General features: G+C 42.0%; 17 protein-coding genes and 7 tRNA genes. 16 read left to right on the top strand and 8 right to left on the bottom strand.

The genetic code is table 11. The features are described 5' to 3' along the window. Window positions 1-34: 34 nt before the first annotated feature. Window positions 35-919: a 1-aminocyclopropane-1-carboxylate deaminase/D-cysteine desulfhydrase gene (locus LDM98_RS05705; RefSeq protein WP_223898371.1), complete on the top strand. Its 885-nt coding sequence runs from the start codon at window positions 35-37 to the stop codon at window positions 917-919. Beyond that, on the top strand, window positions 916-2,208 hold the full coding sequence (gene hisD / locus LDM98_RS05700; protein ID WP_223898370.1) for a histidinol dehydrogenase: 1,293 nt from the start codon (window positions 916-918) through the stop codon (window positions 2,206-2,208). The genes LDM98_RS05705 and hisD overlap by 4 nt, the downstream gene beginning before the upstream one ends. A 269-nt stretch (window positions 2,209-2,477) precedes the next feature. On the opposite strand, the gene LDM98_RS05695 is transcribed toward hisD, so the two are convergent. From LDM98_RS05695 to LDM98_RS05660, 8 genes are all read right to left on the bottom strand, one after another. After that, window positions 2,478-2,554 (bottom strand) — tRNA-Asp (locus LDM98_RS05695). 56 nt (window positions 2,555-2,610) lie between these two features. Further along, window positions 2,611-2,686, bottom strand: a tRNA-Val gene (locus LDM98_RS05690). 27 nt (window positions 2,687-2,713) lie between these two features. Beyond that, window positions 2,714-2,789 (bottom strand) — tRNA-Glu (locus tag LDM98_RS05685). Window positions 2,790-2,820: 31 nt separating this feature from the next. Beyond that, window positions 2,821-2,896, bottom strand: a tRNA-Val gene (locus LDM98_RS05680). A 15-nt stretch (window positions 2,897-2,911) separates the two neighbouring features. Next, window positions 2,912-2,987, bottom strand: a tRNA-Lys gene (locus LDM98_RS05675). Between the two features lie 53 nt (window positions 2,988-3,040). Next, window positions 3,041-3,117, bottom strand: a tRNA-Asp gene (locus LDM98_RS05670). Window positions 3,118-3,135: 18 nt separating this feature from the next. After that, a tRNA-Lys gene (locus LDM98_RS05665) sits at window positions 3,136-3,211 on the bottom strand. 88 nt (window positions 3,212-3,299) lie between these two features. Beyond that, window positions 3,300-3,782, bottom strand: a complete 483-nt coding sequence (locus tag LDM98_RS05660) for a CinA family protein (RefSeq protein WP_223898369.1) — start codon at window positions 3,780-3,782, stop codon at window positions 3,300-3,302. A gap of 82 nt (window positions 3,783-3,864) precedes the next feature. Between LDM98_RS05660 and ileS the strand changes: the two genes are divergently transcribed. The 14 genes from ileS (at window position 3,865) to rpmA (ending at window position 15,579) form a co-directional block, all read left to right on the top strand. Then, window positions 3,865-6,633, top strand: a complete 2,769-nt coding sequence (gene ileS / locus LDM98_RS05655; RefSeq protein ID WP_223898368.1) for an isoleucine--tRNA ligase — start codon at window positions 3,865-3,867, stop codon at window positions 6,631-6,633. Further along, window positions 6,633-6,758 (top strand): hypothetical protein, encoded by a 126-nt coding sequence (locus LDM98_RS11780; RefSeq protein ID WP_255593307.1) that lies wholly within the window; start codon window positions 6,633-6,635, stop codon window positions 6,756-6,758. The genes ileS and LDM98_RS11780 overlap by 1 nt, the downstream gene beginning before the upstream one ends. Next, on the top strand, window positions 6,755-8,098 hold the full coding sequence (gene gatA, locus LDM98_RS05650; protein WP_223898367.1) for an Asp-tRNA(Asn)/Glu-tRNA(Gln) amidotransferase subunit GatA: 1,344 nt from the start codon (window positions 6,755-6,757) through the stop codon (window positions 8,096-8,098). The genes LDM98_RS11780 and gatA overlap by 4 nt, the downstream gene beginning before the upstream one ends. A 17-nt stretch (window positions 8,099-8,115) precedes the next feature. Further along, complete coding sequence (gene guaB / locus LDM98_RS05645) at window positions 8,116-9,561, top strand: IMP dehydrogenase (protein WP_223898366.1); 1,446 nt, start codon at window positions 8,116-8,118, stop codon at window positions 9,559-9,561. A gap of 136 nt (window positions 9,562-9,697) precedes the next feature. Then, the gene (locus LDM98_RS05640; protein ID WP_223898365.1) at window positions 9,698-10,960 is read left to right on the top strand and encodes an O-acetylhomoserine aminocarboxypropyltransferase/cysteine synthase family protein; all 1,263 of its coding nucleotides are present in this window, start codon (window positions 9,698-9,700) and stop codon (window positions 10,958-10,960) included. A gap of 186 nt (window positions 10,961-11,146) precedes the next feature. Then, window positions 11,147-12,241, top strand: coding sequence for a homoserine O-acetyltransferase (locus tag LDM98_RS05635; protein WP_223898364.1), 1,095 nt, complete (start codon window positions 11,147-11,149; stop codon window positions 12,239-12,241). Further along, window positions 12,238-12,369, top strand: a complete 132-nt coding sequence (locus LDM98_RS11775) for a hypothetical protein (RefSeq protein ID WP_255593305.1) — start codon at window positions 12,238-12,240, stop codon at window positions 12,367-12,369. Before LDM98_RS05635 ends, LDM98_RS11775 begins: the two co-directional genes overlap by 4 nt. Window position 12,370: 1 nt before the next feature. Beyond that, window positions 12,371-12,580 (top strand): exodeoxyribonuclease VII small subunit, encoded by a 210-nt coding sequence (gene xseB, locus LDM98_RS05630; protein WP_223898363.1) that lies wholly within the window; start codon window positions 12,371-12,373, stop codon window positions 12,578-12,580. Further along, window positions 12,580-13,383, top strand: a complete 804-nt coding sequence (locus tag LDM98_RS05625; RefSeq protein ID WP_223898362.1) for a carbon-nitrogen hydrolase family protein — start codon at window positions 12,580-12,582, stop codon at window positions 13,381-13,383. Before xseB ends, LDM98_RS05625 begins: the two co-directional genes overlap by 1 nt. Window positions 13,384-13,436: 53 nt before the next feature. Next, entirely contained in the window at window positions 13,437-14,111 is a 675-nt protein-coding gene (locus tag LDM98_RS05620) for a HesA/MoeB/ThiF family protein (protein ID WP_223898361.1), read from the top strand. 47 nt (window positions 14,112-14,158) lie between these two features. After that, window positions 14,159-14,494 carry a hypothetical protein gene (locus tag LDM98_RS05615; protein ID WP_223898360.1) on the top strand — a complete coding sequence of 112 codons (336 nt, stop codon included), beginning with the start codon at window positions 14,159-14,161 and terminating at the stop codon, window positions 14,492-14,494. Between the two features lie 13 nt (window positions 14,495-14,507). Then, a complete protein-coding gene (locus tag LDM98_RS05610) occupies window positions 14,508-14,897 on the top strand; it encodes a RidA family protein (protein ID WP_223898359.1) in 390 nt (129 codons plus the stop codon). A gap of 112 nt (window positions 14,898-15,009) precedes the next feature. Beyond that, window positions 15,010-15,315 (top strand): 50S ribosomal protein L21, encoded by a 306-nt coding sequence (gene rplU, locus LDM98_RS05605; protein WP_008243937.1) that lies wholly within the window; start codon window positions 15,010-15,012, stop codon window positions 15,313-15,315. Between the two features lie 9 nt (window positions 15,316-15,324). Next, a complete protein-coding gene (rpmA, locus tag LDM98_RS05600) occupies window positions 15,325-15,579 on the top strand; it encodes a 50S ribosomal protein L27 (protein ID WP_223898358.1) in 255 nt (84 codons plus the stop codon). The last annotated feature ends 27 nt before the right edge of the window (window positions 15,580-15,606 follow it).

Raw genomic sequence — 15,606 nt, 5'->3', positions numbered from 1 at the left:
TCATTATCCCGGGGTTCTACCCGGGAATCTACACATGAAAACATTACATTTTCCCTCTCCGATCCAATCGATCACTTTTGACGATCATCATTTTTATCTGAAACGGGATGATCTGATAGACTCTGATTTCTCTGGCAACAAAGCACGAAAATTCTACTATTTTCTTCAACACGACTTTCCCGGTGTCAATACGCTTGTCTCTTATGGTTCTGCACAGTCTAATACCATGTACTCACTCTCTGTATTGGCAAAGAGGAAAGGATGGGAGTTTGAGTATGGTGTAGACCATATCGCTGACTATTTAAAGGTGCACCCTCATGGCAATTACAAGGCTGCACTGGATAATGGCATGAAGATCATCGAAAAAGAGAGCATTGCTTCCAGCTATCCCAAGAATGTGCTTTTTATAGAAGAGGGCGGACGGCAAAAAGAGGCAGCGTTTGGACTACGGGCGTTGGCTGAAGAGATCGTTTCATGGCAAGAAGAGCATGATATAACAGCATTAAATATATTTCTACCCTCCGGGACCGGGACAACGGCACTTTTTTTACAAAAATATCTTCCTTCAAACAGGGTCTATACGACAGCCTGTGTAGGAGATGAGCACTATCTCAAAAAACAGTTTTTTGCGTTGGAACAGGATGAGAATGTTCATCCAGTGATCTTGAGTTTGGAGAAAAAACACCATTTTGCCAAACTTTATAAAGAAAATTATAAAATTTGGCTAAAATTACAACAACAAACGGGAGTGGAGTTTGACCTTCTCTATGACCCCCTTGGATGGAGAGTTTTACTTGCACATCCTGAGGTCTTTTCCATACCTACACTCTACATCCATCAAGGTGGCGTGTTAGGCAATGAGAGTATGCTCCCGAGATATGAACGAAAATATAAAGAGTTAGATAAGGATATATTGTGAAAATATTTTACAGTAGTGACGATACATTTGACGCAAATTTTGATGAATTGCTTCAGCGTGGTAAAATGGACATAGAGGGTGTGACAAGCATCGTGTCCGGGTTACTTAAAGAGATACAAACTGAAGGTAACAGCGCAGTAAAAAGCCAGATAGCGAAGTTTGACAGATGGGAACCGGCAAATGATGATGCCCTCTTGGTCTCTACAGAAGAGATGGCAAAAGCTTATGATGCCATAGATCCTGAACTTCGTGATGCCCTGCACCTTGCGTATGACCGTATAGAAAGGTATCACCAAAAACTGATGCCAAAAACATGGATGGACAAAGAAGCCAATGGAACGATCCTGGGACAAAAGGTCACTGCAGTCGATAGAGCAGGACTTTACATTCCTGGTGGAAAAGCTGCCTACCCAAGTTCACTGCTTATGAATGTGATCCCTGCACAGGTAGCGGGAGTGGAAGAGATAGTCGTATGTACGCCTACACCAGATGATGAGATTAATGAACTGTTACTGGCTGCTTGTCACCTTTGTAAAGTGACGAAGGTCTTTAAAGTGGGAGGTGCTTCTGCGATCGGTGCGATGGCGTACGGAACAGAGACCATACCTAAAGTGGATGTCATTACCGGTCCTGGAAATATTTTCGTGGCTACGGCCAAAAAACTGGTCTATGGCGAAGTGAACATAGACATGATCGCTGGACCATCGGAGATAGGGATACTTGCAGATGAGAGTGCAAGGGAAGACTACATCGCCATTGATCTTCTTTCACAGGCAGAACATGACGAAATGGCAAGTTCTATCCTCATTACCACCGATGGAGAACTTGCGAACAGGGTCAGTGACAAGGTAGAAGAGTTCCTTGGAACACTTTCACGTGAAGAGATAGCCAGAAAGTCAATAGAGGAGAGAGGTGCCATTATCGTGACCCAAGATATGGATGAGGCGATCGAGCTGATGAATGAGATCGCTCCTGAGCACTTAGAAGTGATCACGCTTGATCCAATGTCGTTGCTGGATAAGATCAAACATGCAGGTGCCATCTTCCTGGGTGAAAATACACCAGAACCGATAGGTGACTATGTGGCAGGACCAAACCACACACTGCCTACCGGTGGAACAGCGAAATTCTATTCTCCTTTAAGTGTAGAACACTTCTTGAAAAAATCCTCTATTATCTCTATGAGTAAGGAAGGGATGCAGGAGATCGGCGGTGCGTGTGCAATGATCGCAAATACGGAAGGGTTGACTGCGCATGAGGAGTCTGTGCGTATCAGACTTAGAGATTAATCATTTTTGCTTCTCTTGATTCCTGCATAGTTTGTGGGAATATCTACTCCTAATTATCTTTTAACTTGTTCTTTCATTCCTTTTCTTTTTTGTTATTGCAACAAAAGAGAAAACGAACCCAAAAGAAAAAAGTGCAATACAACTATCGTACATCATAAATTGTCTTTTGTCTTAGAATTTCAATAAAAATAAGAAGTTTTGCAATGTGTGTATGATTATCTTATTGAAGATTATTTTATATTGAAAAAAGAATGATTTTTTTGAAAAAATGGCGCGGTGGACGAGACTCGAACTCGCGACCCCCTGCGTGACAGGCAGGTATTCTAACCAACTGAACTACCACCGCACCTAAACCAACTAAATGGTTGAAAAGAATTGTACATCAATTTGCTTAAATGTACATGGTGGTCGCTACAAGACTCGAACTTGTGACATCTACCTTGTAAGGGTAGCGCTCTACCAACTGAGCTAAGCGACCAATGCTTGAATGTTTATTTGGACAGAATGGCGACCCCTAAAGGATTTGAACCTCTGTTTTTACGTTGAAAACGTAATATCCTTGGCCACTAGATGAAAGGGTCATCAAGAACCATAAACATAAATTGTCAAAAATGGTGGTCGCTACAAGACTCGAACTTGTGACATCTACCTTGTAAGGGTAGCGCTCTACCAACTGAGCTAAGCGACCAAACATTGTATATAGTGGTGACCCTTCATGGATTCGAACCATGGGCCCACTCCTTAAAAGGGAGTTGCTCTACCAACTGAGCTAAAAGGTCATAAAATGGAACTTTGTTTTATAAGCCGACTGCTGAAGTCTGCTTTAAAGTTATGGCGCGGTGGACGAGACTCGAACTCGCGACCCCCTGCGTGACAGGCAGGTATTCTAACCAACTGAACTACCACCGCACCGATAAAAAATAATAGTGGTGACCCTTCATGGATTCGAACCATGGGCCCACTCCTTAAAAGGGAGTTGCTCTACCAACTGAGCTAAAAGGTCACACGTTTTTTGCACTCACTTCTTGAATAAGTGGACGGAATTATAGCTCAGAAACCTTTGATTGTCAAGAGAATTATGGGAAATGTTTTTAAATTTCCAAGACTTCGGCCAATTTCTCGATAGCAAAAAGGGTAGATTCTTCTTGCACTGCATCTCTTGAACCCTTAAAGTGACAATGATACACCTCTTTGGAAAAAGGTGTTTTCAACCCTATATATACGGTGCCCACAGGTTTGAATTCTGTACCGCCGGTGGGGCCTGCTATGCCGGAAACAGCTATAGCATAGTCAGAACTTGCCATCTTCTGTATGCCATCTAGCATCTGAGAGACACACTCCCGACTCACTGCACCTTGTTTTTCAAGTATTTCATTACTCACTCCCAGCCAAAGATGTTTGATATTGTTCGAGTATGTGACGCATGAGCCGTGGAGAACCTCTGAAGCACCTGATATGGATGTAAAGGCTGCAGCGATACGACCCCCTGTACAGCTTTCTGCAAAAGAGATCGTCTCTCCCTCTTTTGCCAATTTTCGAATAATTTTTTCTACTAGGTATTGGATATTTTTCATAAGATAATTGTACCAAAAGTAGCTTCTAATGCTCTTTTAGGTATAATCACGGGATAATATAAGACTAAGGGTATTATCAAACATGGATTTTAAAGACACACTTCTCCTCCCAAAAACCGATTTTCCGATGCGTGGAAATCTTCCAAACAATGAACCTAAAAAGTATAATGCATGGTTTGATGCCGATATTTATGAACAGATGAAAACAAAACGTGCGGGTGCTGAAATGTTTACACTGCATGATGGACCTCCGTATGCCAACGGTGATATTCACATTGGACATGCACTGAACAAAATACTCAAAGATATCATTTTAAAATATAATTATTTCCAAGGCAAAGCGGTGCGTATGACTCCGGGTTGGGATTGTCACGGTTTACCGATCGAGCAGAAAGTTGAAGAGAAACTGGGTAAAGAGAAGAAAGAAGCAATGCCTACAGAGAAGTTCAGAGAACTTTGTCGTGCACATGCTGAAAAATTTGTGGATATACAAAGAGACGGATTTAAAGCTTTGGGTGTCATTGCAGACTGGGAAAATCCTTATGTCACAATGGATTTTAAATTTGAAGCAAACATTTATAGAACACTTTGCGAAGTCGCACAAAAAGGTCTCTTGGTCGAAAGACACAAACCTATTTTCTGGTCATGGGCTGCAAGAACAGCACTTGCTGATGCAGAAGTGGAGTATGAAGATAAAGAAGATTACTCTATCTATGTACACTTTGAACTCAGTGATGCAGCCAAAGAGAAGTTGGGAGTTGAAGGTAAAGCCGGTCTTGTGATCTGGACAACAACGCCTTGGACACTGCCGGCAAATACAGGTATCTCTCTGAATCCTGAAGAGATGTATGTTTTGACCGATGATGGCCATATCGTAGCAGAGGCACGTTATGAAGCGATGATTGAAGAGGGTGTGGTCTCCGGACATGCAAGCAGAAAGATCGCAGCCAAAGAGATGGAAAATCTTTTGGCGATCAACCCTGTAAACGGTCGTACCTCTAAAGTGATCCTCGGTGACCATGTATTGATGGATGGCGGTACCGGATGTGTACATACAGCGCCTGGACATGGTGAAGATGACTACAAAGTTGGACTGAAGTATGGCCTTGAAGTGATCATGCCTGTTGATGAGCGCGGATGTTATGATGAGAGTGTCAAAGGCTTGCATCTTCTTCCTGATCCAGACGCGTTTGTAGGGATGCATATCTTTAAAGCCAATGAGCCTATCTTGGAGATCCTGGGTGATGCATTGCTGAAGCAGAGTAAATTCGTTCACTCATACCCACACTGTTGGAGAACAAAAAAGCCGCTGATCTATAGAGCAACGAACCAATGGTTCATCTCCATAGATGATACTGCTAAAGGGGCTAAAGAGTCTCTTAGAGATACAGCACTTCATGCGATTGAGGGGGTGGACTTTTATCCTAAGACATCTAAAAACCGTCTCAAACCTATGATAGAGGGCAGACCTGACTGGTGTATTTCCCGTCAGCGTTCCTGGGGAGTGCCTATTGCGTTCTTCAGAAACAAGAGTACCAAAGAAGTGATCTTTGATGCAAATGTTTTGGACCATATAGCATCACTTTTTGATGTACAGGGTGCAGATGCCTGGTACTCTATGAGTATCGAAGCGCTTCTTCCTGAGAATTCAGGCTATAACGCCGATGATCTCGAAAAGATCGATGATATCCTGGATGTATGGTTTGACTCGGGTTCAACTTGGAATTCGGTGATCAAAAGCGGTAATTATGATGCGGGTGAATACCCTGCCTCCCTGTACATCGAAGGAAGCGACCAGCATAGAGGGTGGTTCCAGTCTTCGTTATTGCTTTCATCAGCTGTGAATGGAGTTTCCCCTTATAAAACGCTGATCACGCATGGCTTTACTGTGGATGAGAAGGGTGAGAAGATGTCTAAGTCCAAAGGTAACGTTGTTGCTCCGGACAAAGTCGTCAAAGAGTATGGTTCGGAAATTCTAAGACTGTGGGTAGCACTTTCTGATTATCAGTCAGACTTGAAGATCTCTGACAATATTTTGAAACAGACGGCCGAACAGTATAGAAAGATAAGAAATACCTTCCGGTTCCTCCTTGCGAATGTGGATGACCTTGAAACCTATGTGGCCCATGATGCCTATGGGGAATTGGACAGATGGATCCTAACAAAGGCAGCAAAGGTATTTGCATCGGTCAAAAACTCATTTGATGCCTATGATTTCCTTAGAGGATTTGCAACATTGAACCACTTCATTACCAATGAGCTATCAGGTATCTATATGGATATTACCAAAGACAGACTCTATTGTGAAGATAAAAATGATCCTGTCAGAAGGGCCACACAGTCTGCCATGGCACATATTGCCAAAGCGATGTTGGGCATCGTGGCTCCGGTATTGACCTATACAGCAGATGAGATCCTGGAATACGCACCGGCACTTTTCAAAGGTGATATGGAAAATGTATTTGACCTCGTGTATGTTGCAGTACCTGAAGTTGAATCGAGTTTTGATGATAGCATCCTTATCACGGCACGTGAAAAGTTCTCTGAAGCTGTAGACAAACTTAAAAAAGAGAAATTGATGAAATCTACACTTGAAGTGGAGATCGCAGGAGATATAAGTACATTTGACATCAAAGACAGCAAGGACCTGGAAGACTGGTTTGTAGTATCGGCAATGAAATCAAGCAGTGAGGGTGAACAGGTCGCTTCATTTGAAGTTGAAGGAAAAACATTTACTGTACATAAAGCCACGGCATCAAAATGTCCAAGATGTTGGAGATTTACAAGCAGCAGTGATACGTGTGCCTGTGAAAGATGTGAGAATGTCGTTGGTAATGGAGAAGTTGCCTAATGTTTGATATGTCTCAACCCATACAGATAGAAGTGATCATTGGTTCGATCGTTTTTATCTTTGGATTGGTGGGGATAGGTCTGGCAATAGTAGAATATTATAAGAGAAAAGGAAGCAAGTCGTGATAACTCTTAAAGAAGCGCTAACAAAATCTAATGAAGAATTAGAAGAGATAAGAGCTCAACTTGAAGTCAAAGCCAAAGAGAGTGGACTCAATGCCTATGTAGGGTTTGAAAGTTCAGGTGAGGGTGTACCGATCCTTATTAAAGATAACATTCAGGTCAAAGAGTGGTCTGTGACCTCTGGTTCTAAAATTCTTCAGGGGTATATTGCACCTTACGAAGCTACGGCTATCACGAACCTTAAATCTAAAGGGATGATGGCATTCGGTAGAGCCAATATGGATGAGTTCGCCATGGGTTCAACGACTGAAAGCTCTTTTTATGGACCTACGAAGAACCCGCATGGTACAGACCGTGTACCTGGGGGATCTTCGGGTGGATCAGCAGCAGCTGTTGCCGGGGGGATCGCTATTGCTGCACTGGGTTCAGATACAGGCGGGTCTATCAGACAGCCTGCAGCCTACTGTGGGGTCGTGGGGATGAAACCTACCTATGGAAGAGTAAGCCGTTTTGGTCTGGCAGCCTATGCCTCTTCTTTGGACCAGATAGGCCCTATCACGCAGAATGTGGAAGATGCGGCGATCTTGTATGATGCGATCAAAGGACATGATGAAAAAGATTCGACTTCAGCAGATTTTGAGATAGAAGATATTGCCAATCACATCGATCCGGATGTAAAACTGACGATCGCCGTGATCGACAACTACATCTCTGAAGCAGATGAAGATACACAAAAAGCCTATGCCCAGACAGTCAAGGCACTGGAAGAAGCCGGCCATACCATCGTACATAGAAATATGCAAAACACAAAGTATGATATCGCAACCTATTATATTTTGGCTACGGCAGAAGCGGCAACCAACCTTGCCCGTTTTGACGGGGTACGTTATGGAACAAGGGCGGAATCAAAAACTACGGAAGAACTTTTCTACCATACACGGTCCGAAGGGTTTGGGGAAGAGGTGAAAAGACGTATCCTGCTTGGAAACTTTGTACTTTCATCAGGATATTATGATGCGTACTATGTCAAAGCACAAAAAGTAAGACACCTTATCAGAGATGAGTTCAATGCTATTTTTGAGGAGGCAGATCTTATCCTTTCACCCGTTGCACCATCGGTCGCACCGAAGATAGGTGCGTCTGAAGACCCGCTCGAAATGTACAAGAGCGATATGTATACCATCGCGATCAATCTTGCAGGACTTCCTGCCATTTCACTGCCTGTTGCTAAAAATGATGAGGGAATGCCTATAGGGTTGCAACTCATTGCTAAAGCTTTTAACGAAAAAACACTTTTTGACGGTGCCGCAAGCATGGAAAAAGCTGTAAACTATATTAAATAAACGAAGGAAATAAAAAAATGAGAATTAAAAAAAGAGCATTGACATTTGAAGATGTATTACTAGTACCACAACATTCAGTTGTGCTTCCTAAAGAAGTTTGTTTAAAAAGTAACTTGACCAAACGTGTCACATTGAATACACCTATCGTTTCTGCAGCGATGGATACCGTAACTGAGTACAAAGCAGCGATCGCTATGGCACACCTGGGTGGTATCGGGATCATTCATAAAAATATGGACATAGCAACACAGGCAAAGCAAATCATGAAAGTAAAGAAGTCTGAGAGCGGTATTATCATTGACCCAATATTCATAGGTCCCGATAAGACAGTGGCAGATGCGGATGCATTGATGGGCGAATATAAGATCTCCGGTGTACCTGTAGTGGATGATGAGTTGAAACTTATAGGGATCATCACAAACCGTGATATGCGTTTTATCACTGATATGAGTTTGAAAATTTCCGATGTCATGACAAAGGCACCTTTGGTAACGGCAAAAGTAGGTATCACTCTGGAGGAAGCAGCAAAGGTACTTCAACAGCATAAGATAGAAAAACTGCCTATCATCGATGACAATGGCGTACTTCAGGGTCTTGTGACCATTAAAGATATCGAGAAAAAAGAGAAGTTCCCTAATGCAAATAAAGATCAGCATGGACGTTTAAGGGTAGGTGCAGCGATCGGTGTAGGTCAGCTTGATCGTGCGACTGCACTGGTAGAAGCTGGGGTAGATGTGATCGTACTTGATTCGGCACACGGGCATTCACAAGGTATCATCGATACACTTAAACTCATTAAAAAAACACTTGATGTCGATGTGATTGCAGGGAATATTGCAACTGGGGCAGCTGCACAAGATCTTATCGATGCAGGTGCTGATGCTGTTAAAGTGGGTATCGGACCGGGGTCAATCTGTACGACTCGTGTCGTTGCAGGTGTGGGTGTACCTCAGATCTCTGCGATTGATGAAGTGGCACAGGTTGCAAACAAAGCGGGTGTACCTGTGGTCGCTGATGGGGGTATCAAATATTCTGGAGATGTTGCAAAGGCTTTGGCTGTAGGTGCCAGCTCGGTAATGTTGGGTTCTGCCCTTGCGGGAACCTATGAAGCACCGGGTGATATGATACTCTTTAACGGAAGACAGTTTAAAGAGTATAGAGGTATGGGAAGTATCGGTGCGATGACCAAAGGAAGTACAGACCGTTACTTCCAGGAAGGTACAGCTGCAGATAAACTTGTACCCGAAGGGATCGAAGGACGTGTGCCTTACAGAGGACGCATTGCCGATGTTGTACACCAAATGGTAGGTGGACTCCGTTCATCGATGGGATACTGCGGTTCGGAATCGATCAAAGTATTCTGGGAAAAAGCGGAATTTGTTGAAATTACCTCTGCCGGGCTTAAAGAGAGTCATGTGCATGATGTAACGATCACCAAAGAATCTCCAAACTATTCTTCTTAAAGATTCTCATCATACTCCCCGTATGTGATACGGGGATTCCTTTCGTCCATAAATACGATATCTTTTCTTCCAATTAATCCTCTCTTCAAGCAAGCACAAGCTATAATTTACCTATATAATGAAATAAGGAATTGTAATGCACGAACAAACACTGGCCGTCCATGCAGGATATGAAAAAGATGCACAAGGGACTATGGCAGTACCTATTTACCAAAGTACAGCGTATGAGTTTAGAGATACGGAACATGCAGCGAATCTCTTCGCACTAAAAGAGCTTGGAAATATCTATACACGTCTTATGAATCCTACTACGGATGTCTTTGAAAAACGTTTTGCGGCACTGGAAGGTGGAGCGGCTGCGATCGGGACTGCATCTGGAATGTCGGCTATTTTTTACGCTATCGCAAACGTGGCTGAAGCGGGTGATAATATCATCGTTGCAAAACAAGTATATGGTGGAACAACGACACTTACCGGACATACGATCAAACGTTTTGGTATTGAGACACGTTACTTTGATGTGAGAAATCCTTCAGAGATCGAAGCATTGGTAGATGAGAGAACAAAGATCATACTTTTTGAGAGTATTACAAATCCGAGTATTGATGTGGCTGATTTTGATGCTATCGTGGCTATTGCCGACAAGCATGGTATTTTGACTTGTGTGGACAATACGGTTGCAACTCCCGTGTTATGTAAGCCAATAGCACAGGGTGTAGACTTGTCAGTACACAGTACCAGTAAATATACGACGGGACAAGGGTTGGCACTCGGTGGTATTATTATTGAGCGTGAGAATCTAGTAGAAAAGATCAAGGGGAATGCACGTTACGCTCACTTTAATGAGCCGGATGCAAGTTATCATGGACTCGTGTACAGTGATGTACCTCTTCCACTTTTTACACTTAGAGTACGTTTGGCACTTTTACGTGATCTTGGTGGTGCGCCAAGTCCATTTAACTCATGGTTACATATTCAAGGTCTTGAAACTCTGCCACTACGAATGAAACAGCATTCCAGTTCTGCATTGGCTATAGCAGAGTTCTTGGAAGCACATCCAAAAGTAAAAAAGGTAAATTACCCGGGTCTAAAGTCCAGTGCCCAAAATCCACTGGTTCAAAAGTACTTTAAAGAGGGGATGGCAAGTGGTCTTCTTTCGTTTGAAGTAGAGAGTAAAGAGTTGGCGCAGAGTATCGCAGATGCAACGGAGATATTTGCAGTGGTAGTGAACATCGGAGACAGTAAGTCGATCATCACGCATCCTGCGAGTACAACACACCAGCAGCTTTCAGCCAAGGAGCTTGAAGAGGCTGGTGTGCCTGGAGGTTTAGTACGACTGAGCGTAGGGATAGAAGATACACAAGACCTTATAGATGATTTGGCAAAAGCACTTGGATAGTTATAAAGCGCAAATTAGATAAAATACGACAAAATAATATAATGAATGGACATTGTGCTTGTATGTGACCCCAGTCGCATGGGCCAAGAGTTGAAGTTATTACCAGTCTATACCCTTGGGTATGCTATCGAGACGGTGTAGCTTCTTGGTTTTAGCCAAAAATGTTCTATAAATAAAAAGCAGTCTATGGAAATCACAACTAAAACAGCACAATTTAGCTCTCCTCTCTACTTAGAGAGTGGGCGTATCTTAGAACCGTATGAGATCGCCTATGAGACATACGGAGCGTTAAATGAAGATAAGTCCAATGTTATTTTAGTCTGTCATGCCTTGAGTGGTTCCCATCATGCAGCAGGGACCTATGAAGGTGAGCGAAAGGCTGGCTGGTGGGACGGATTGATCGGTGACGGTAAAGCGATCGATACCCGCAAATTTTTTGTGATCTGTACCAATGTGATAGGTTCATGTTTTGGCTCGACAGGGCCTATGAGTAACAATTATCCCAGTGAAGATCCTTATAGACTTCGTTTTCCGGTCGTGACCATTAAAGATATGGTACGTGCACAGATGCATCTTCTTTCGCAGTTGGGTATCTACCATGTACGTGCGATAGTAGGTGGTTCTATGGGAGGTATGCAGGCATTGCAATTCGCGGTGGACTACCCGAACTTTTCCGATGATATCATTTCACTTGCCGCTACGTACGCTACACGGCCCTGGACCATAGCATTTAACAAGGTGGCTGTAGAAGCGATACGTAGAGACCCACGATTTAAGCACGGTAACTATGAAAGAGGTGCCTTTCAAGAAGAGGGACTGGATGGGTTGGCTATAGGGCGCATCGCAGGGCACATCTCTTACCTGGCACCGGACTCTATGGATAAGAAGTTTGGACGTGACTATGTTAATAATGATGGACTTTTTGAACTCTTCGGACGTTATGAAGTGGAGAGATACATGGAGTACAATACCAATAATTTCTCACGTATATTTGATCCGCTTTCTTATCTATATATAGTCAAAGCGATCAATACCTTTAATTTAAGCCGTGGATATGACTCTTTGCATGAGGCTATCTTACGTATTAAAGCCAATGTGCATCTGATCAGTTTTTCAACTGATTATCTGTTTTTCCCTTGTGAAATGGAACATATCGCCAAAATGATGGAGCGTAATGGACAAAAGCATACTTATCTTGAAGTTCAGAGCAGTTATGGACATGATGCCTTTTTGGTAGAATTAGATAAATTTGAAGACCATATCAAGGAGGTATTACAATGAAATTGTCTGAATTGATAAATGAAGCTTTTACGAGAAATCATTTAGTGATTTCCATGCATCAGTCTGTTGGACTAGAAGTGAGAGGAATTTCAGTTGAGCTTTGCTTAGCTGAAAGGAGAAAGGCATAATATGAAACATGAAACATTTGAAGAAAAATTAGAATATTCCAAAGAATTGCTTGAAAAACTGATGAACCCCGAGATCACACTTGAAGAGTCTGTCAAGCTGTATGAAGAGGGATTGAAAAATATCAAAGAGGCACAAACACTGATAGAAGAGGCCAAAACGAAGATCACAGTGATAGAACAGGCCAATCAAAATACTGGAGATACTCTGTAATGGCACAACTTGTTGTAGCTGCACTCCAATTACCGACATTGGGTATGAATGCAACAAGACTTGAATTTTATCTCAAACAGGCCAAGCAGAGAAATGCAGAGGTGATGCTTCTTGGTGAGTATGTGCTGAACCATTTTTTTAAAGAGTTTGCCACAATGTCACCCAATATGGTGAAAGAACAGACGCGTAAACATACAGAACTTCTTAAAAGTCTTGCAGAAAAATATGATATTGTTTTTGTCGCACCTATCATTGTCACGAAAAAAGATGGATATCATAAAACCATTGTGAAGATCACGCCCAAGACCACACGATATTATGAGCAGCAGATCCTTCTTCCTTATGCACATTGGAATGAAAAGAAGTTTTTTTCCAACCCTGTCGACTCACTGAAAGATCCTATGACATTCAATATCAAAGGATTCAGAGTGATGATGATGGCCGGATTTGAACTACACTTTGACCATTTCTGGCAAAGAGCGACTGAAAAAAAGATCGATCTTGTACTGCTTCCTACCGCTTCAACATTCGGTTCTCATAACCGTTGGAGAGAGATCATCAAAACCAAAGCCTTTTTACACGGATGTTACATCCTTAGGGCAAACCGTTTAGGTGAATACAGTGACAATGAAGTCAAATGGAAATTTTATGGTGACACCATGCTCGTCTCTCCAGAGGGTGAAATAGAGATGATGCTGGAAGACAAAGAGTCCATGCTGGTTGAGATGATAGATAAAAGGGAAGTGCTGGAACATAGAAAAGCATGGGCCTTTGAGAAAGAGTTGCAATTAAGAATGAAGTAGTTCTTTCTTGCCAAGAGAAACAGTTTGATAAAAATGTATAAAAAGGATTTGATATGACACCGGAACAATACTTTAACAGACAGATACAGTTATGGGGCGAGGCGACACAAAAATCACTGCAAAATAAAAAGATAGCTATCATCGGTTCTGGCGGTTTGGGATCTACTTTGGCGATGGCGCTGGGTACTTCAGGTATCGGTGAGATACATATGGTGGATTTCGATACGGTTTCAAATCATAATATCCATAGACAAATAGCATTTACACTTGAAGATGAAGGAAAAAACAAAGCCAAGACTATAGCTACACTGATAGAGTCTAAAAATCCTTTTGTCAAAGCACGCGCGTTTGATATGGCTTTTGATGCGTTCAAAGCGTTGGGAAACACGTATGATCTCATACTGGATGCCACAGATAATCTTCCTGTAAGAAGTGAAATAGACAAACATGCCAAAGCAACACAGACACCTTGGATCTATGCAAGTGTTGAAGAGTTTAACGGGCAGGTCTGTTTCTTTGATCAGGCAAATTTTCAAGTGTTCAATATTTCTGACCACAAACCCGGCGGTATCACTGCACCTATTGTAATGCACATCGGATCTCTGCAGGCAAATCTGGCATTACGCTATCTTGCCGGGCTCTCCGTGACCAAAGATAAACTCTATTATCTTTATTTCAACGATGAAGGTGAGTTAATGACACAAAAATTCGGTATGCCAGAGGCGTAAAACTAAATCAATTAGTGCTAAAATACGATAAAGAATAAAGGAATACTATGAAATTAGACAGTTTGCTTTTATCAGGAATCATTTTGTTCTTTTCGGGATGTACCCAAGAGACTCAGAACACTCTTAGCCGCTCACTGCAAAACTGGACGGGTACCAACGGCGTTCTTGACATCTATGCCGGGGATAAACTGGTACATAAATTTATCAAAATAGATAAAATCTCAACGGCGTATGGAAGTAATGACAGTAAGCAAAGACCGTATCGTTACGGATACGGCATTGATGACCTGAACTTTAACGGTAAACAAGATGAAGGAGAGAAGAAGGTTTATTTTGAATTTTCTGATTACTCAACATCGTATATATTTTATGAAAGAAATTAAGGAGAACATGTAAATGAAATTTATTTCGACAAATGAAGCACCCGCAGCAATAGGACCATACTCACAAGCGGTTGAGGCAAATGGATTTATCTACACTTCAGGACAGATCGCATTGACACCGGAAGGTGTGATGGCTGCAGATGATGTAGAGAACCAAACACATCAGGTCATGAAAAACCTTTTTTATGTACTTGAAGCAGCCGGTGCACACTTCAATGATGTGATCAAGACAACGATATTCTTGGCAGATATGAATGACTTCGAAAAAGTCAATGCGATCTATGCACATTATTTTGGTACACATAAACCGGTACGTAGTACAGTAGCTGTGAAAACACTTCCAAAAAATGCACTGGTTGAGATAGACTGCATCGCACTTTCTGGCGTGGATTATACGTATTAAAGAGAAAAGTAATGAATACTCAAGGAAAGTGGTTTAGTTTAAAAAAATATTAAAACAACTTTGGGTATAATCACGAACTTTTTAAAAAACAATAGATATAAAGGGTTTTGCAATGTACGCAATCATTAAAGCAAGTGGCCAACAATTTAAAGTTCAAGAGGGTGATATCATCTGTTTTGACAACATGAATCTTGAGCCAAAAGCAGCGGTAGAATTTAAAGAAGTTCTAGCACTAGACAACGGTGAATTAACTGTAGGAGCTCCTTTCGTAGAGGGTGCTGTAGTTAAAGGTGAAGTAATCAATGAAGGTAGAGATAAAAAAGTTATCATCTACAAAAAAAGAAGAAGAAAAGATTCAAAACTTAAAAGAGGTTTCAGAAGAGACTTTACAAGAGTTAGAATTACTAAAATAGCATAAGGAGCTCAGATGGCACACAAGAAAGGACAAGGATCCACTCAAAATAACCGTGATTCAGCTGGACGTCGTTTAGGCGTTAAAAAATTTGGTGGTGAAGCTGTTATCCCTGGTAACATCATCATCAGACAAAGAGGAACTAAAGTTCACCCAGGTACAGGTGTAGGAATGGGTAAAGACCATACTATATTTGCACTTGTTGAAGGTGTAGTGAAGTTTGACAATAAATCTGCTACTCAAAAGAAAGTTTCAGTAGTCCCTGCATAATCCCTTTATAAGTCCGGCTAGTTCGGA

Source organism: Sulfurovum sp. TSL1, assembly GCF_019972135.1.
GTDB lineage: Bacteria > Campylobacterota > Campylobacteria > Campylobacterales > Sulfurovaceae > Sulfurovum.
The sequence above is the reverse complement of the archived record's forward strand: the minus strand, read 5'-3'. Positions and strand labels throughout refer to the sequence as shown.